Source organism: Serratia ureilytica (assembly GCF_017309605.1).
Classification (GTDB): Bacteria; Pseudomonadota; Gammaproteobacteria; order Enterobacterales; family Enterobacteriaceae; genus Serratia; species Serratia ureilytica.
The window spans coordinates 3971911-3989727 of the sequence record NZ_CP071320.1 but is presented as its reverse complement, the minus strand read 5'-3'; the positions used below and the strand labels follow the sequence as shown (position 1 = coordinate 3989727).

At 59.3% G+C, this 17817-nt stretch carries 17 protein-coding genes; 4 read left to right on the top strand and 13 right to left on the bottom strand.

What is annotated here, in order from left to right; genetic code table 11:
• Positions 1-2 precede the first annotated feature (2 nt).
• Together thiL and pgpA are read left to right on the top strand one after the other, a co-directional pair.
• On the top strand, positions 3-995 hold the full coding sequence (gene thiL, locus J0X03_RS18835; protein ID WP_033642058.1) for a thiamine-phosphate kinase: 993 nt from the start codon (positions 3-5) through the stop codon (positions 993-995).
• Entirely contained in the window at positions 988-1482 is a 495-nt protein-coding gene (pgpA, locus tag J0X03_RS18830; protein WP_033634010.1) for a phosphatidylglycerophosphatase A, read from the top strand. The genes thiL and pgpA overlap by 8 nt, the downstream gene beginning before the upstream one ends.
• Positions 1483-1514: 32 nt before the next feature.
• Here pgpA and J0X03_RS18825 read toward each other — a convergent pair whose 3' ends face one another.
• From J0X03_RS18825 to xseB, 4 genes are all read right to left on the bottom strand, one after another.
• Positions 1515-2489, bottom strand: a complete 975-nt coding sequence (locus J0X03_RS18825; RefSeq protein ID WP_033642059.1) for an aldo/keto reductase — start codon at positions 2487-2489, stop codon at positions 1515-1517.
• Between the two features lie 108 nt (positions 2490-2597).
• Complete coding sequence (dxs, locus tag J0X03_RS18820; protein ID WP_033642060.1) at positions 2598-4463, bottom strand: 1-deoxy-D-xylulose-5-phosphate synthase; 1866 nt, start codon at positions 4461-4463, stop codon at positions 2598-2600.
• 34 nt (positions 4464-4497) lie between these two features.
• Entirely contained in the window at positions 4498-5418 is a 921-nt protein-coding gene (ispA, locus tag J0X03_RS18815; RefSeq protein WP_033642061.1) for a (2E,6E)-farnesyl diphosphate synthase, read from the bottom strand.
• Between the two features lie 5 nt (positions 5419-5423).
• The gene (xseB, locus tag J0X03_RS18810) at positions 5424-5687 is read right to left on the bottom strand and encodes an exodeoxyribonuclease VII small subunit (RefSeq protein WP_033642062.1); all 264 of its coding nucleotides are present in this window, start codon (positions 5685-5687) and stop codon (positions 5424-5426) included.
• Between the two features lie 160 nt (positions 5688-5847).
• Here xseB and thiI point away from each other — a divergent pair, with 160 nt between their 5' ends.
• On the top strand, positions 5848-7296 hold the full coding sequence (gene thiI / locus J0X03_RS18805) for a tRNA uracil 4-sulfurtransferase ThiI (protein ID WP_033642063.1): 1449 nt from the start codon (positions 5848-5850) through the stop codon (positions 7294-7296).
• Between the two features lie 66 nt (positions 7297-7362).
• Here thiI and yajL read toward each other — a convergent pair whose 3' ends face one another.
• Both yajL and panE read right to left on the bottom strand, forming a co-directional pair.
• A complete protein-coding gene (gene yajL / locus J0X03_RS18800) occupies positions 7363-7953 on the bottom strand; it encodes a protein deglycase YajL (protein ID WP_033642064.1) in 591 nt (196 codons plus the stop codon).
• Positions 7916-8827, bottom strand: a complete 912-nt coding sequence (gene panE, locus J0X03_RS18795; protein WP_033642065.1) for a 2-dehydropantoate 2-reductase — start codon at positions 8825-8827, stop codon at positions 7916-7918. Before panE ends, yajL begins: the two co-directional genes overlap by 38 nt.
• 182 nt (positions 8828-9009) lie before the next feature.
• On the opposite strand from panE, the gene J0X03_RS18790 reads away from it, so the two are divergent.
• Positions 9010-9501 carry a YajQ family cyclic di-GMP-binding protein gene (locus J0X03_RS18790; protein WP_004940373.1) on the top strand — a complete coding sequence of 164 codons (492 nt, stop codon included), beginning with the start codon at positions 9010-9012 and terminating at the stop codon, positions 9499-9501.
• Between the two features lie 34 nt (positions 9502-9535).
• Here J0X03_RS18790 and J0X03_RS18785 read toward each other — a convergent pair whose 3' ends face one another.
• From J0X03_RS18785 to ampG, 7 genes are all read right to left on the bottom strand, one after another.
• A complete protein-coding gene (locus J0X03_RS18785) occupies positions 9536-10900 on the bottom strand; it encodes an MFS transporter (RefSeq protein ID WP_069100178.1) in 1365 nt (454 codons plus the stop codon).
• A 198-nt stretch (positions 10901-11098) separates the two neighbouring features.
• Positions 11099-11989 carry a heme o synthase gene (gene cyoE / locus J0X03_RS18780; RefSeq protein WP_025301761.1) on the bottom strand — a complete coding sequence of 297 codons (891 nt, stop codon included), beginning with the start codon at positions 11987-11989 and terminating at the stop codon, positions 11099-11101.
• A gap of 17 nt (positions 11990-12006) precedes the next feature.
• Entirely contained in the window at positions 12007-12345 is a 339-nt protein-coding gene (locus tag J0X03_RS18775; RefSeq protein ID WP_004940369.1) for a cytochrome o ubiquinol oxidase subunit IV, read from the bottom strand.
• Positions 12345-12959, bottom strand: coding sequence for a cytochrome o ubiquinol oxidase subunit III (locus J0X03_RS18770; protein ID WP_004940367.1), 615 nt, complete (start codon positions 12957-12959; stop codon positions 12345-12347). The genes J0X03_RS18775 and J0X03_RS18770 overlap by 1 nt, the downstream gene beginning before the upstream one ends.
• A complete protein-coding gene (cyoB, locus tag J0X03_RS18765; protein ID WP_033642067.1) occupies positions 12949-14940 on the bottom strand; it encodes a cytochrome o ubiquinol oxidase subunit I in 1992 nt (663 codons plus the stop codon). The genes J0X03_RS18770 and cyoB overlap by 11 nt, the downstream gene beginning before the upstream one ends.
• Before the next feature lie 3 nt (positions 14941-14943).
• On the bottom strand, positions 14944-15894 hold the full coding sequence (cyoA, locus tag J0X03_RS18760; protein ID WP_033642069.1) for a cytochrome o ubiquinol oxidase subunit II: 951 nt from the start codon (positions 15892-15894) through the stop codon (positions 14944-14946).
• A gap of 440 nt (positions 15895-16334) precedes the next feature.
• On the bottom strand, positions 16335-17813 hold the full coding sequence (gene ampG, locus J0X03_RS18755) for a muropeptide MFS transporter AmpG (RefSeq protein WP_033642070.1): 1479 nt from the start codon (positions 17811-17813) through the stop codon (positions 16335-16337).
• Between the last annotated feature and the right edge of the window lie 4 nt (positions 17814-17817).

Here is a 17817-nt window from a genome sequence, read left to right as displayed (position 1 = left end):
ATATGGCATGCGGCGAATTTGACCTCATTGCCCGCTATTTTGACCGGTTTAAGCGCGTGCGCCGGGATGTACAGTTGGGCATTGGAGATGACTGCGCACTGCTGGCAGTGCCGGAAAAACAGCTGGTGGCCGTCAGTACCGATACGTTGGTCGCGGGCATTCACTTCCTGCCGGACATCGATCCGGCCGATCTCGGGTATAAAGCGCTGGCGGTCAATCTGAGCGATCTGGCGGCGATGGGCGCCGATCCGGCGTGGCTCTCGCTGGCCCTGACGCTGCCGGAGGTGAACGAACCCTGGCTGAAGGCGTTCAGCGACAGCCTGTTCGATCAACTCAATTATTACGGCATGCAGCTGATCGGCGGCGATACCACGCGCGGCCCGCTGAGCATGACCTTGACCATTCAGGGGCTGATCCCGGCCGGCCGGGCGTTGAGCCGCAGCGGCGCGCGCATCGGCGACTGGATCTATGTGACCGGCACGCTGGGCGACAGCGCCGCCGGTTTGGCGATCCTGCAGGATCGCCTGGCGGTGACGGATAGCGCGGCGCGCGATTATCTGGTCGCTCGCCATCTGCGTCCGCAGCCGCGGGTGCTGCAGGGGCAGGCGCTGCGCGATCTGGCCAGCTCGGCAATCGATCTTTCCGACGGCCTGATTTCCGATCTGAAGCACATCCTGAAGGCCAGCGACTGCGGCGCGCGCATCGTGCTGGACGAGCTGCCGATGTCGCAGGCGCTGAGCAGCCATGCCGATGCCGAACAGGCGCTGCGTTGGGCGCTGGCGGGCGGCGAAGACTACGAGCTGTGCTTCACGGTGCCGGAGATCAACCGCGGCGCGCTGGACGTGGCGCTGAGCCACCTCGGGGCCGATTACACCTGTATCGGCCAGATTGGCCCGCTGTCTGAAGGCATTCGCTATTACCGCAACGACGAGGCGGTGGTGCTGGACTGGGCCGGGTTCGATCATTTCAACGCGGAGCCGGGCACCCATGGATGAAGCCAAGCGTCGGCTGCGGATGAGCAATCCGTGGCACCTGCTGGCCACCGGTTTCGGCAGCGGTTTGTCACCGGTGATGCCGGGCACCATGGGATCGCTGGCGGCGATCCCGTTCTGGCTGCTGCTGATCCAACTGCCGTGGCAGCTCTACTCGCTGACGGTGATGTTCAGCATTTGCATCGGCGTCTATATTTGCCACCGCACGGCAAAAGACATGAAGGTGCACGATCACGGCAGCATCGTCTGGGATGAGTTCGTCGGCATGTGGATCACGCTGATGGCGCTGCCGGTCAACGATTGGCGCTGGGTCGCCGCCGGTTTCGTCATCTTCCGCATTCTGGATATGTGGAAGCCGTGGCCGATCCGCTGGTTCGACCGCAACGTGCATGGCGGCATGGGCATCATGGTCGACGATATCATCGCCGGCGTGCTGTCTGCGGGCATCATCTACCTGATTGGGCACCACTGGCCGATCGGGCTGTTCTGACAGCCGGGCGCGGTTCTTCGCGCCCGCTTTTCTTATTCAAATCCCGTCACCCGATGCGGCACGTAAGCCGTTTCCAACTCCGCCACCTCTTGCGGCGACAAACTCAAATCGACCGCGGCAATGGCGTCGTCCAACTGCTCGCTGCGTGATGCGCCAACGATCGGCGCGCTGACCGCCGGCTTGTTCAGCAGCCAGGCCAGCGCGATCTGCGCGCGTGGCACGCCGCGTTCCTCCGCCAGGCTGGCGACGCGCTCGGCGATAATGGCGTCGATGCCTTCGGTTTCATCGTACAGACTCTTGCCGAACTGGTCCGAGACCAGGCGGGCGGTGGTTTCGCCCCAGGGGCGGGTCAGGCGGCCGCGCGCCAGCGGGCTCCACGGCAGTACGGCGATGCCTTCGGCGGCGCACAGCGGGTGCATCTCACGCTCTTCTTCGCGCTGGATCAGGTTGTATTGATCCTGCATGCTGACGAAGCGCGTCCAGCCGTGCAGATCGGCGGTATACAGCGCCTTGGCGAACTGCCAGGCGTACATGGAAGAGGCGCCGATGTAACGCGCCTTACCGGCTTTCACCACGTCGTGCAGCGCTTCCAGCGTCTCTTCCAGCGGCGTTTCGTAATCCCAGCGATGGATTTGCAGCAAATCGACATAGTCGGTGCCGAGACGGCGCAGGCTGTCGTCGATGGACTGCATGATCTTGGCGCGCGACAAACCGCGCTCCAGGTTGCTCAGCGGGAAATAAACCTTGGTGGCGATCACCACCTCCTCGCGGCGTGCATAGTCGCGCAGCGCCCGGCCGAGGATCTCCTCGCTGCTGCCGTCGGAATAGCTGTTGGCGGTGTCGAAAAAGTTGATGCCGGCTTCCAGCGCCTGTTTCAACAGTGGGCGGCTGCTTTCTTCCGGCAGCGTCCAGGCGTGATTGCCGCGGCTCGGTTCGCCGTAGGTCATGCAACCCAGGCAGATGCGCGAGACGTTCAGATCGGTGTTGCCCAGTTTGAGATACTTCATGCTTGCCTCCCATTCACAGCTCAGACAGTAACTGTAGCGCGGATCCCGGAGGGCGGAAATGAAAACGCCCCCGAAGGCGGAGGCGTTTTATCAGGCGCGAGTGGCGAATTACTGCGCCAGCCAGGTTTCGATTTGGCGCTGAATGCCGGCGGCGTCCAGCCCCAGATCGGCGCGCAGTTCTTCCTGGGTGCCCTGTGAGACGAAGCTGTCCGGCAGGCCGAGGTTCAGCACCGGCACCGGACGGCGTTTGGCCATCAGCAGTTCGTTGACGCCGCTGCCGGCGCCGCCCATGATGGCGTTCTCTTCCAGCGTGACCAGCGTTTCATGGCTGGCGGCCAGTTCGAGCACCAGCTGCTCGTCCAGCGGTTTGACGAAGCGCATGTCGACCAGCGTGGCGTTGAGCGCTTCCGCCGCCGCAGCGGCCTCCGGCAGCAGGGTGCCGAAGTTGAGAATGGCGATCTTTTCCCCCTGGCGGCGCACCACGCCTTTGCCGATCGGCAGCAGGCTGAGCGGCTCCAGCGCAGCGCCGGTGCCGGTGCCGCGCGGATAGCGCACGGCGCTCGGGCCGTCGTTGTAGTGATAGCCGGTATACAGCATCTGGCGGCATTCGTTTTCGTCGCTCGGCGTCATGATCACCATGGTCGGGATGCAGCGCATGAACGACAGATCGAACGCCCCCTGGTGGGTCTGGCCGTCGGCGCCGACGATGCCGCCGCGATCGATGGCGAACATCACCGGCAGGTTTTGGATCGCCACGTCATGGATCAGCTGATCGTAGGCGCGTTGCAGGAAGGTGGAATAGATCGCCACCACCGGCTTGTAGCCGCCGATCGCCAGCCCGGCGGCGAAGGTGACCGCGTGCTGCTCGGCGATTGCCACATCGAAATATTGCTGCGGATAGTCGCGGGAGAACTGCACCATGCCGGAGCCTTCGCGCATGGCCGGCGTGATTGCCATCAGTGAGCTGTCTTTGGCGGCGGTTTCACACAGCCAGTCGCCGAAGATTTTCGAATAGGTCGGCAGACCGCCGGCGCTTTTCGGCAGCGTGCCGCTGGCGGGATCGAACTTCGGCACCGCGTGGAAGCTGATCGGATCCTTCTCCGCCGGCGCGTAACCGCGGCCTTTCTTGGTCATGATGTGCAACAGCTGCGGGCCTTTCAGATCGCGCATGTTTTTCAACGTGGCGACCAGGCCTTGTACGTCGTGCCCGTCTACCGGGCCGATGTAGTTGAAGCCCAGCTCTTCGAACAGCGTACCCGGCACCACCATGCCTTTCAGGTGCTCTTCGGTGCGTTTCACCAGCTCCTTGATCGGCGGCACGCCGGCCAGCACTTTTTTGCCGCCTTCGCGCAGGGTGGAGTAAAGCTTGCCGGACAGCAGCTGTGCCAGATGGTTGTTCAGCGCGCCGACGTTTTCCGAGATCGACATCTCGTTGTCGTTCAGCACCACCAGCATGTCCGGATTGATGTCGCCGGCGTGGTTCATCGCTTCGAACGCCATGCCGGCGGTGATGGCGCCATCGCCGATCACGCACACTGTACGGCGGCCTTTGCCTTCACGCTCTGCCGCCACCGCCATGCCGAGGCCGGCGCTGATCGAGGTTGACGAATGGCCGACCGACAGCACGTCGTATTCGCTTTCGGCGCGCCACGGGAAGGGGTGCAACCCGTTCTTTTGCCGGATAGTGGCGATCCGGTCGCGGCGGCCGGTCAGGATTTTGTGCGGGTAGGCCTGGTGGCCGACGTCCCACACCAGATGATCGAACGGCGTGTTGTAGACGAAATGCAACGCCACCGTCAGTTCGACGGTACCCAGCCCGGAGGCAAAGTGGCCGCTGGAGCGACTGACGCTGTTCAGCAGATATTGCCGCAGCTCATCGCACAGCTTCGGCAAGCTCTCTTTGGGCAGTGAGCGGAGTTCCTCGGGGTTTTCCGCTAGCGCCAGGGTTGGGTATTTGGCTATATCAAGACTCATTCGATACTCATATCAGAGGAGTTAACGTCACACGTTAATTGTCGCGTTCAATAATGAAGCTGGCTAACGCTCGCAATGGCGCTGTGTTATAAGATTGCGCTGCCAAAGTGTCTAATGCAGCTAATGCTTCCTGATAGAGATCCCACGCTTTTGCTTTCGCGCTGTCAAGCCCGAGTAACGCCGGGTAGGTACTCTTTCCGTGTTGTTGGTCCGCTCCCTGGCGCTTGCCGATCTTTTCAGTCTCGCCGACAACGTCCAAAATGTCATCCTGCACCTGGAACGCCAGGCCGACCGCAGCGGCGTAACGATCCAACTGCGGCAGCGCCGCTCGTCCTGCTTCGCCGGCGCTCAGCGCGCCCAGACGCACTGCGGCGCGGATCAACGCACCGGTTTTGTGGCGGTGGATCTGCTCCAGCGCCTGCAGATCGACACGCTTGCCTTCGGCCTCCAGATCCAGCGATTGGCCGCCGCACATGCCGGCGACGCCGCTGGCTGCCGCCAGTTCGGAGACCATCGCCAGCCGATCGCGCAGCGCCACGTCGGGCATTTCGGCATCGGCCAGGATCGAAAACGCCAGCGTTTGCAGCGCATCGCCGGCCAGGATCGCGTTGGCTTCGCCGAATTTAATGTGGCAGGTCGGCTGGCCGCGGCGCAGATCGTCGTCGTCCATCGCCGGCAGATCGTCGTGGATCAGCGAGTAGGCGTGAATGCATTCCACCGCCGCCGCCGGCGCGTCCAGGTTGGTCAGCGATACGCCGAACATCTGGCCGGTGGTGTACACCAGGAACGGGCGCAGGCGCTTGCCGCCCAGTAAGGCGCCATGACGCATCGCCGCCACCATGTTGCCGTTGTTGAACGGCAGCGGGGCGATGAAATCCAGCAGCGCGCGATCGGCGCGCCGGCGGAAAATCTGCAGTTGATCGGCAAAAGCGGCCGATGGGACGATCTCAGACATGTCGGTTACTCGGTATCCGGTGTGAAAGGCGCCAACGCCGCGTCGTCGGCGCTGTCGTTAAGGAGGATTTGCACACGCTGTTCCGCCTGTTGCAGTTTCTGCTGGCCTTGACGCGCCAGCTGCACGCCGCGTTCGAATTCGTTCAGCGCGTCTTCCAGCGGCAGTTCGCCCGACTCCAGACGCGTCACGATGCTTTCCAGCTCGCCGAGGGCGCTTTCAAAGCTGGCTGTTTGCTCTGTACTGGCTGATTGTGCTGGTTTTTTCGGCATAATTTTCTTTTTACGTCATCATGTGAACCGTGGCGCCAGAGCCTATCCTAGCGGATCTTGATTAGCAAATCATGGCGCTCATGTGTGGTTTTGTGCGCAGAGCACGGCGATATGGTGATATACTCCGCGCCGTAATTCTTATCTGACAACAAAGACCGCCATGAAGTTTATCATTAAATTGTTCCCGGAAATCACCATCAAGAGCCAATCTGTGCGCTTGCGCTTTATCAAGATTCTCTCGACCAATATTCGCAACGTCCTGAAGCAGTATGATGAAACGCTGGCGGTCGTCCGTCACTGGGATCATATCGAAGTTCGCGCCAAAGATGAAAACCAGCGGCCGGTCATCGCCGACGCGCTGACGCGCATTCCCGGCATCCACCATATTCTGGAAGTGGAAGATCGCGCTTATACCGATATCCACCACATCTTCGAGCAGACGCTGGAAGCCTACCGCGCCCAGCTGGAAGGCAAAACCTTCTGCGTGCGCGTCAAGCGCCGCGGCAAGCAGGCGTTCAACTCGCAGGACGTGGAGCGCTACGTCGGCGGCGGTCTGAACCAGCATATCGACAGCGCGCGCGTTAACCTGACCCGCCCGCAGGTCACGGTAAACCTCGAGATCGAAGACGACAAGCTGATGCTGGTTAAACGCCGCCTCGAAGGCATCGGCGGTTACCCGGTCGGCACTCAGGAAGACGTGATGTCGCTGATTTCCGGCGGTTTCGACTCGGGCGTGTCCAGCTATATGCTGATGCGTCGCGGCTGCCGCGTGCACTTCTGCTTCTTTAACCTGGGCGGCGCCGCGCATGAGATTGGCGTGAAGCAGGTGGCGCACTATCTGTGGAACCGTTTCGCCAGCTCGCACAAGGTGCGCTTCGTCGCTATCGACTTCGAGCCGGTGGTGGGCGAGATCCTGGAGAAAGTCGACGACGGCCAGATGGGCGTGGTGCTCAAGCGCATGATGGTGCGCGCCGCTTCGCAAGTGGCCGAACGCTACGGCGTGCAGGCGCTGGTAACCGGTGAAGCGCTGGGGCAGGTGTCCAGCCAGACGCTGACCAACCTGCGCTTGATCGACAATGCGTCCGATACGCTGATCCTGCGTCCGCTGATCTCGCACGATAAAGAGCACATCATCAAACTGGCGCGTGAAATCGGCACCGAAGACTTCGCCAAAACCATGCCGGAATACTGCGGCGTGATTTCGAAGAGCCCGACGGTAAAAGCCGTCAAGGCCAAGATTGAAGAGGAAGAAAGCCACTTCGATTTCAGCATTCTCGATCGGGTGGTGAGCGAGGCGAAGAACGTCGATATTCGCTCCATCGCCGAGCAGGCGCAGGAGCAGGTGACCGAAGTGGAAACCGTCGCGGCCTTCGGCGCCGACGAGGTGATCCTGGATATCCGTTCCAACGACGAGCAGGAAGAGAAGCCGTTGCAGCTGGAACAGGTTGAAGTGAAAGCGCTGCCGTTCTATAAGCTGAGCACCCAGTTCGGCGATCTGGATCAGAGCAAAACCTATCTGCTGTACTGCGAGCGCGGCGTAATGAGCCGCCTGCAGGCGCTGTACCTGCTGGAGCAGGGCTTCAGCAACGTGAAGGTTTATCGCCCGTAACGCGGGCAGCGGCGTAAATGAGAGGGGCTGAACCGGTGTTCAGCCCTTTTTTTATCGGCAAGCCGCTCAGTCGCGGAAATCGTACATCCCAGGGATCAGCACCAGCTGCGCGGCGATCTCCGCCGCTTTGGCCTTGCCGAGCAGCAGGTCTATCAGCTTCAGTGCAAACTCCATCGCGGTGCCCGGCCCCTGGCTGGTGAGCAGGTTGACGCGCGCGTCGTACACCACGCGGCGCTCCATCCATTTATCCGCCGGTATCCGATCTTTCAAACCTGGGAAACCGGTCATGTTGCCGATCGGGAACAGATCGTGGTGCTGCAACACCAGCGCCGGGGCCGCGCAGATGGCGGCGACGATGTGGCCCTGCAGATGCATCTGCCGCACTTTTTCCACCAGCAGCGGACTGTCGCGGAAGCATTCCGCCCCCTGCAGGCCGCCGGGCAGCACGATGGCGTCGAAAGGCTCATCGACGATCGCCACCAGCGGCGCGTCGGCCAGCAGCTTGACGCCGCGCGAACAAACGATAGTCAGCTCGCCGTCGCCGGCGACGCTGGCGGTAGTGACTTTAACGCCCGCCCGCACCAGCAGATCGATGGTGGTGACGGCTTCGGTTTCTTCGCTACCAGGTGCCAGGCAGACCAGCGCCGATACGCTCATATTCATTTTCCTTTCGTTTAATCAATTCAAACAGCCGCGCATTCTCCGGCAGCGTGAGGCCGTGGCTGCGCGCGCGGCGCAGCAGGTAGCCGGTGATGTAGTCGATCTCGGTATGCCGCTGGCTGCGGATATCCTGCAGCATCGACGAAACGTTGTCGGCGGTGCTGTGGATCACGTCCATCACGTATTGCATCAGGCCTTCGCAGGAGGTGTGGTAACCCTCCATGGCCATCACGCTGGCGACTTCACGACACAGCGCTTCGATCTGCTCCGGGTAGCGCTGCAGATCGCCGTTGCGGCAGCCGTACAGCGCCGTCAGCGGGTTGATCACGCAGTTGACCGCCAGCTTGCGCCAGTTGGCCGAGGCGATGTTGTTGTGCCAGGCGACGTCGGGCAGCGCCTGATGCAGCACTTCCGCCAGGTGGCTGAGGTGCTGGGCGGCCGGTGAGGTGGGGCCGATGTGGGTGATGCCGGTGGCGACGTGGATAATGGTGCTGCCTTCGTGGCGCGCGGCGTGGGTGGTGGTGCCCTGCAAGATGGGCTGGCCGTTCGGCGGCAGCTCTTCCTGAGTGCCCATGCCGTTGTGCAGCAGCAAGATGGCGCAGCGGGGGCTCAGCTTCGGCAACAGCGCGCTGACCGCGCTGGATACCTGCCAGGCTTTCAGCGTCACCAGCAGCAGCTCGCTTTGCGCGAGGTGCTCCGGATCGTTGGTGGGCAAATTGCGATTAAACGAGACGCCTTCCGGCTCTATCACGTTCACGGCGCAAAAAGGCTGCGGCACTCTTAGCCATCCCTGTACATCGTGGCCCTGCTGATACAGCCGGGAGAGCCACAGTTGTCCGAGCGCGCCGCAACCAAGAATGGTTATTTTCATTCAGTCTCCTTGGAAACACGGGAATACCGCTCAATTACCGTGATCTAACTATAGGCTTTATGGCAGCCTGAAGCGCTATCCCTGCGTGCGTTCAGCAGATTTTGTCTGAGGCGGCAAAGCGGTTATCATGCTCGGCATCAAAATCGCCTAAGCTATTAGGCACTCATTCAGGAGGAAGAAGTATGCCATCTTTCGACATCGTTTCCGAAATTGATATGCAGGAAGTGCGTAACGCCGTTGAGAACGCCACCCGCGATCTCGGCACCCGCTGGGATTTTCGCAACGTGCCGGCCAGCTTTGAGCTAAACGAGAAGAATCAAAGCATCAAGGTTGCCACCGAGTCTGATTTTCAGGTGCAGCAGTTGCTCGACATTCTGCGCGAAAAGCTGAGCAAGCGCAGCATCGACGGCGCCGCGCTGGAGATCCCGGAAGAGTTTACCCACAGCGGTAAAACCTACAGCGTGGAAGCCAAGCTGAAGCAGGGGATTGAAACCAGCGTGGCGAAGAAAATCGTCAAGCTGATCAAAGACAGCAAGCTGAAGGTGCAGGCGCAGATCCAGGGCGAAGAAGTGCGGGTGACCGGCAAGTCACGCGACGACTTGCAGAGCGTGATGGCGCTGGTGCGCGGCGGCGATCTGGGCCAGCCGTTCCAGTTCAAGAACTTCCGCGATTAATCTCGACGGGGCCGGCATTGCCGGCCCTGATTTTTTACAGCGAATTGACCAGCGCTTCCAACTGACCGCGATTGGTCTGCTTGGTATCCACCTTGACGTAGGCGCTGCGCTCTTCCGGCACGACGATCGCCTCGGCCACGCCGGGCTGCGCCTTCAGGCGGCTTTCCAGCGCTGAATCCTTCACCGCCAGTTCCGACAGCGTAATGCGCAGGCTGCTGACATACGGCGGCTCTTTCATGGTGCTGCTGACCAGGAACCAGACGGCGGCCAATACCGCGCCGGCGATAAACACCAAGCCTGCCCCCTGCAAACCGTACAGCCAGCCGCCGAGGCTGCCGCCGATCGCCACGCCGATAAACTGGCTGGTGGAGTACACCCCCATCGCGGTGCCCTTGTAGCCGGCCGGCGATTCTTTGCTGATCAGCGAAGGCAGGATGGCTTCCATCACGTTGAAGGCCATAAAGAACAGCTGCACGCCGGCGATGATGCCCCATAGATGAGCGCCGGAGAGCCACAGCAGCACTTCGGCGCAGAACAGCACCGCCACGCAGCCCATAAACACCTGCTTCATGCGGCGATATTTCTCGGCATAGATAATGAACGGCACCACGGCGGCGAACGACACCAGCATGGTCACCAGGTAGACGATCCAGTGTTCGCTGGCCGCCAGCCCGGCTTTTTCCATCGCCAGCGGCAGCGCCACGAAGCTCGACATCAGCAGAATGTGCAGACACATGATGCCGAAGTTGAGTTTCAACAGGCGCGAGTTGCTCAGCACTTTGCGGAAGCTGCCGCGCACGATGCTGGACTCGCGGTTCAGCAGATGGATGTCGGCGGAAGGCACCACTGCCAGGGTGATGACGATGCCGGCCAGCGCCAGCACGGCGATCATCCAGAACAATGCGTGCAAGCCCAAGGCGTGAGTGATGATAGGGCCCAGAACCATGGCGATGGCGAAGGTGATGCCGAAGCTGACGCCGATAAACGCCATCGCTTTGGTGCGGTTCTGTTCGCGGGTCAGATCGGAGAGCAGGGCCATTACCGCGGCGGCGATGGCGCCGGAGCCTTGCAACGCGCGGCCGAGGATCACGCCCCAGATAGAGTCAGTGACGGCGGCGATCACGCTGCCGAGGGCAAAGATCAGCAGGCCGCCGACGATCAGCGGCTTGCGGCCGATGCGATCGGACACCAGGCCGAACGGGATCTGAAACACCGCCTGCGCCAGGCCGTAAATGCCGATGGCGATGCCGATCAGCGCTTCGCTGGCGCCGTTGAGCGCCATGCCGTAGGTGGTCAACACCGGCAATACCATAAACATGCCGAGCATGCGCAGGGAGAACACGGTGCCCAATCCCCAGGTGGCGCGGCGCTCCTGCGGGGTCATTGAATTATCGTTCACATCAAACCTCGGTAAAAACCATGCCATCAGACGTTGAGACAGCGCCTGATGGCATGATTTCTGTAAAGCTGCGTCATTTTAGTGTGCAGGGCAGGGGGGGTAAATCGAATGTTGTTTAACAGATATTACAGTTTGGCCGCTTTTCGGCGTGACAAATAAAATGGGCCGCATACGCGGCCCATTGACAGATGATTTGGCTTACCAAACGTAGGTCACCAGCGCTTCAGGCGCCGCCGTGGCGCTGAAGTCGATCGACATCATCACGCTCAGCGAGGTGATGGCGACGATGGAGAACACGAACAGTTTACGCGCCCAGACGCTGTCGTTTTCGGTTTTGTAACCGCGCAGCGCCATGCCCAGCCACCATACGCTCACCGCCGCAGCGACGATCAGGTATTTGTAGCCGGCGTAGCCCACCAGGGTCAGCATCAGCGTGGCGATCATAAACGCCAGGATGTAGACCGTGATGTGGTTCTTGGCGACGGAAATGCCTTTCACCACCGGCAGCACCGGAATGTTGGCCGCCTGGTAATCTTTAAAGCGGAAGATAGCGATCGCATAAGAATGCGGCATCTGCCACAGGCTAAAGATAGCCAGCAGGATCAACGCGCCGGCGTCGAACTCGTTGGTGACCGCGCAGTAACCGATAACCGGCGGCGCGGCACCCGACAAGCTGCCGATCAGCGTGCCGTAGACCGAGTGGCGCTTCATGTACAGGCTGTAAACGCCGACATAAACCACGAAGCCCATCACCGCCAGCCACATGGCCAGCGGGTTGGCCGCGATATACAGCAACGCGAAGCCCACAATACCCAACGCGGTCGCATAAACCAGGGTGACACTCGGCGCGATCAGGCCTTTTACCAGCACCCGATTCTTCGTTCTCTCCATCTTCTTGTCGATGTCGCGGTCGATGTAGTTGTTAAACACACAGCCCGACGCGACCACCAACGAGACACCCACCAGGGTGGCGAGAAACAGGGGATAGTCGATGCTCCCTTTGGAAGCGAGCAGGAATCCCCCAACGACAGAAATTAAATTGCCGAAAATAATTCCTGGTTTAGTGACTTGCAGGTATTGCTTAATCATCACGTGCAGCTCAGCTCTTAATCGACCATCATATTGATGTTGAGGTTGTACATAATCCAGAGTGAACCTACAACAACGATACCGATGATCATAGCGGTGAACAGCAATGCCACCAGGTTCCAGCGCTCTTCCGATGAGGTGTTCATGTGCAGGAAGTAAACCAGGTGAACAATCACCTGGATAACCGCCATACCGACAACAACCGCCAGGATGGTGGAATGAGAGGCAGTGCCGTTCATTACCATCGCAAATGGAATTACCGTCAGGATGATCGACAGGATAAAGCCGATCAGGTATGACTTCACGCTGCCGTGGCTTGCGCCGCCGTGAGAGGTTTCATGGGATGAATGGCTCATTACATAACCCCCAGCAGGTAGACAACGGTAAATACGCAGATCCAGACCACGTCCAGGAAGTGCCAGAACAGGCTCAGGCACATCAGGCGGGTTTTGTTGGTCGCGGTCAGGCCGAACTTGCTCACCTGAATCATCAGCACGATGATCCAAATTAGGCCGGAAGTCACGTGCAGACCGTGGGTGCCGACCAGCGCGAAGAAGCTGGACAGGAACGCGCTGCGATCCGGACCGAAGCCTTCGGCGATCAGGTGATGGAATTCATAGATTTCCATCGCCACGAAGCCCAGACCGAACAGGAAGGTCAGGAACAGCCAGGTGTTTACACCGCCAACTTTACCCTTGTTCATGGCGATCATCGCCATGCCGTAGGTGATGGAGCTGAATAACAGCAGGAAAGTTTCGACCAAGACAAACTTCAGGTCGAAGATGTCTTTGCCAGAGGGACCGCCGGCGGTCCCGTTCACCAGGACCGCATAAGTCGCGAACAAGCTCGCAAACAAAATACAGTCGCTCATCAGGTAGATCCAGAATCCGAAGACCTTGGTCTCACCCGCATCGTGGTGCCCATGCTCTGCATGGGCTGCGTTATGATTGGTCAGAGTTTCAGTTGACATGGTTCACGCCTGCTTTACGGATTTGTTCGTAGTGTTGGTTCTCAATGCGCTCGATTTCATCAACCTGCACATAGTAGTCAACATCGTGATCGAAGCTCTTGCCGATCCAGACGACGATCATACCGATGAAACCGGCCAGAGCCATCCACCAGATTTCCCAAATCATTGCGAAACCGAATACCAGGCTGAAGAAGGCGATGATAACGCCGGCGCCGGTGTTCTTAGGCATATGAATCGGTTCGTACTTAGCCGGTTTCTTATAGGCTTCGCCTTTTTCTTTCATGTCCCAGAATTCATCACGGTCATGAATCTGCGGCACTACGGCAAAGTTATAGAACGGCGGTGGAGAAGACGTTGACCACTCCAGAGTACGAGCGCCCCATGGGTCACCGGTCAGATCGCGGTTCTGTTCGCGGTCACGGATACTGACGAAGATCTGGGTCAGCTGGCACAAGATGCCGCAGGCGATCAGCGCCGCACCGCCGGCTGCAACCAGCAGCAGAGGGTGGAACTCAGGGTTGATGTTCTGGCTGATACGACGGGTCATGCCCATAAAGCCCAATGCGTACAGCGGCATGAAGGCGGTGAAGAAGCCGATGATCCAGAACCAGAACGCGCGGATGCCCCATTTTTCGTTCAGCGTGAAGCCGAAGGATTTCGGGAACCAGTAGGTCAGGCCCGCGAAGCAACCGAACACCACGCCGCCGATGATGACGTTGTGGAAGTGCGCGATCAGGAACAGGCTGTTGTGCAGCACGAAGTTCGCGCCCGGCACCGCCAGCAGAACGCCGGTCATACCACCCACGGAGAAGGTGATGATGAAGCCAACGGTCCACAGCATTGCGGAGTTGAGCTTGATGCGGCCCTGATACATGGTGAACAGCCAGTTGAAGATTTTCACCCCGGTCGGGATGGAAATGATCATGGTGGCGATACCGAAGAAGGCGTTAACGTTCGCGCCGGACCCCATGGTGAAGAAGTGGTGCAGCCATACGATGAACGACAGAACGGTGATCGCGATGGTTGCCCATACCAGTGAGGTATAGCCGAACAGGCGTTTTCTGGAGAAGGTTGCGGTGACTTCGGAGAACACGCCGAACACCGGCAGAACCAGAATGTACACCTCTGGGTGACCCCAGGCCCAAATCAGGTTGATGTACATCATCATGTTGCCGCCCATATCATTGGTGAAGAAATGGGTGCCCAGATAGCGATCCAGGGTCAGCAGCGCGATGGTGACGGTCAGAATTGGGAAAGAAACGATGATCAGGACGTTGGTACACAGCGCCGCCCAGGTGAACACCGGCATCTTCATCATAGGCATGCCAGGGGCACGCATCTTCAGAATGGTGGCGAAGAAGTTCACGCCGGTCAGCAGGGTACCCAGACCGGAAATCTGCAGACTCCAGATCCAGTAATCGACCCCGACGCCAGGACTGTACTCTTTACCCGACAGCGGCGGATACGCCAGCCAACCGGTCTGAGCGAATTCACCGACCCCCAGGGAGATGTTGATCAGCACAACGCCCACCACGAAGAACCAGAAGCTCAAGGAGTTCAGGAACGGGAAGGCGACGTCGCGCGCGCCGATTTGCAGCGGCACCACGACGTTCATCAGGCCGACCACGAAAGGCATCGCCATGAAGAAGATCATGATAACGCCGTGCGCGGTGAAGATCTGGTCGTAGTGGTGCGGCGGCAGGAATCCGGCTTCGCCGGCGGACGCCAACGCCTGCTGGCTACGCATCATGATGGCGTCGGCGAAGCCGCGCAGCAGCATGACCATCGCCACGACGATATACATGATACCAATTTTTTTATGGTCGACCGAAGTCAGCCATTCGCTCCACAGCCACTTCCATTTGCCGAAATAGGTCAGCAGCGCCAGCACTGCCAGGCCCCCGACGATAATTGCGGCTACGGTGACCATGATGATCGGTTCGTGGTACGGAACCGCATCAAGTGTTAATTTTCCCAACATCAGTTATTCCTCGGCTCCGGCGTGAGCAGCATGTTCACCCATGTCCATACCTTGGCTCATGTCCATGCCTTCGTGCGCGCCAGCGCCCTTGTGCATATCCATGTCGCCCATGAATTTGGCAATTGTTTCTTTGAACAAATTCGGTTTGACAGCGGCAAAGTACTCGACCGGGTTGTTTTCACTCGGCTCTGCCAGTTTGTTAAAGTCGTCGGTGGTGTTCAGGTTTTTAGGCGATGCCTTCACCTTGGCCACCCACTGATCGAAGTCGCCTTCGGTCGGGGTAACGATCGCGGTGAATTTCATACCGGAGAAGCCTGCGCCGCTGTAGCTGCTGGAGATGCCCTTGTAGGCACCGGCTTCGTTGCCGATCAGGTGCAGTTTGGTCTGCATGCCGGCCATCGCATAAATCTGTCCACCCAACTGCGGGATAAAGAACGAGTTCATTACCGAGTTAGAGGTGATCTTGAATTCGACTGGAACATCTTTCGGGAAAGCCAGCTCATTAACGGTCGCAATGCCTTGTTCCGGATAGATGAACAGCCATTTCCAGTCGAGCGACACCACTTCGATCGTCATCGGCTTCTTGTCGGTGACAATCGGCTTGAACGGGTCGAGTTCGTGGGTAGTCTTCCAGGTAATGGTGCCAAGGATGGCGATGATAATGATAGGAATGGTCCAGACGACCGCTTCGATCTTGTTGGAGTGGGCCCAGTTCGGACTGTACTTGGCGTCTTTGTTGGAAGCGCGATACTTCCAGGCAAAGGCGAACGCCATGAAGATAACTGGCACCACCACGATCAACATCAACGCGATTGCAGTGATAATCAGTGTCCGTTGCTCAACACCAATTGCTCCTTTGGGATTCATCAAAACCATATCGCAGCCACTGAGCAATACAGTGCCTGCAATTAATGACAGCATCCCAATACTTTTATTGTATTTCTTAAGTCTCATCTAACGACCTCAATAACAAAGGCTCAATTGTCGTTTCATGTGTGCGGGCATTTTACGGGAAGGTTGCAGTACTGTAAACATGCTTAAGGGAGTGTCAGCGGCTTGTTGACACTTTCTGTTAAGGGGGTCACAGATGTAACCCTGCGTGACAATTTACCAATGACAACAACGCGTTGGCACGCTGAATCGTGACGAGCAGTCCGTATGTTAAGGAAAACTAAAGGTATGATGAATCTGGCGAAGAAATGCGCGGCGGGGAAATACGCAGAAAAGGTTTATTTAATGTAAAATAATTGTGTCTTAAAGGTGAATTTAATTTTATTTCCGAGCGCCGCAGTCGGATAAAAAAATAATTTTCTCGCTGATTATCTTTTTTTAACGAAATAAATACACCCCCGGATCGCTTTTTTTTCGGCCGGCAAAATCGCCGGCCGGTCGGGTTACGCCAAACGAGCGCGGCGCAGCGCCAGATAATCCAGCATGCTGCCCATCGCGACGCCGAGCAGGCTCAATGCGGCGCCGATCTGCAGCAGCCGGTCGGCCAACAGCGGCGCCTGCGTCCAGTCGAGCGCATTGGCGATCAGCAGCAGCAACCACAGCCCCAGCAGCGAGCAGCCCAGCGTCAGCAGGCGCAGCGCCCAGCGGTAAGCCTGGGTAAACGCGGTGCGCGGCATAAAATCGCCATGCTGCTGGGTGTGTTCCAGCGTCTGGCGGCAGACGCCGAGCAACAGCAAGCCCGGCAGCGCGGCGGCGATCGAGAACAGATAGAACAGCGGCCAACCATGGGCTTCGACGAACCAGCCGGCGATCGGCCCGACATAAACGCGACCCACGGCGGACAGCGCCGACAGCAGCGCGAACTGGGTGGCGGAGAACGAACGGTTGCACAGCGTCATCAGCAGCGCGACGAAGGCCGCGGTGCCCATGCCGCCGCACAGGTTTTCAAGGAAGATGGCGCTGCCCATGGTGAGCAGGTTCTTGTCGGTCACCGCCAGAATCCAATAGCCGAGATTGGATACCGCCTGCAGGACGCCGAACAGCATCAGGGCGCGGAACAGGGTGAGACGCTGCATCAGCACGCCGCCGAACAGAGCGCCGACGATGGTGGCGAACAGCCCGAGGGTTTTGTTCACCAGCCCCACTTCGCCGGCGTCGAATCCCACGCCGCGGATCAGGAAGGTGGTGCTCAGGCTGCCGGCGAAGGCGTCGCCCATTTTGTACATCACGATCAGTAGCAGGATCAGCCAGGCGTTGTTGCGGCCGAAGAAATCGCGCAGCGGCGCGACGACCGCCTGTTCCATGGTGCGCGGCGCCGGGATGCTTTCATCCGGTTCCGGCGCCATCAGCGTGGCAGCCACGCCGATCAGCATCAATCCGGCCATCAGCCAGTAGGTGGCTTGCCAGCCGAAATAGCGATCCGCCAGCCACAGCGCCAGGCCGCCGGAAACCAGCATCGCCAGCCGATAACCCAGCACCGATATCGCCGCGCCCGCGCCGCGTTCTTCGGCTTTCAGCAGGTCGGTTTTATAGGCGTCGAACACGATATCTTGCGAGGCGGAGCAGAACGCCACCAGCACCGCCAACGCCGCCAGCCACCACAGGTGCTGCGCGGGTTGCATAAAGCCCATCGCCACGATCGCCGCCACCAGCAGCAGCTGGCTGATCAGCAGCCAACCGCGCCGCCGCCCGAGGAACGGCGGGGTATAGCGATCCATGAAGGGCGACCAGAGGAATTTGAAGACGTAAGCCTGGCCCACCAGCGAGAAGATGCCGATGGTTTTCAGATCGATGTTTTCGACGGTCATCCAGGCTTGCAGCGTGCCGGAGGTCAGTGCCAGCGGCAGACCCGACGCGAAGCCCAGCAGCAGCAGAATGGCGGAGTTACGCTGGGTGAAGATGTTCAGATAGTGTTTCGACATGAGT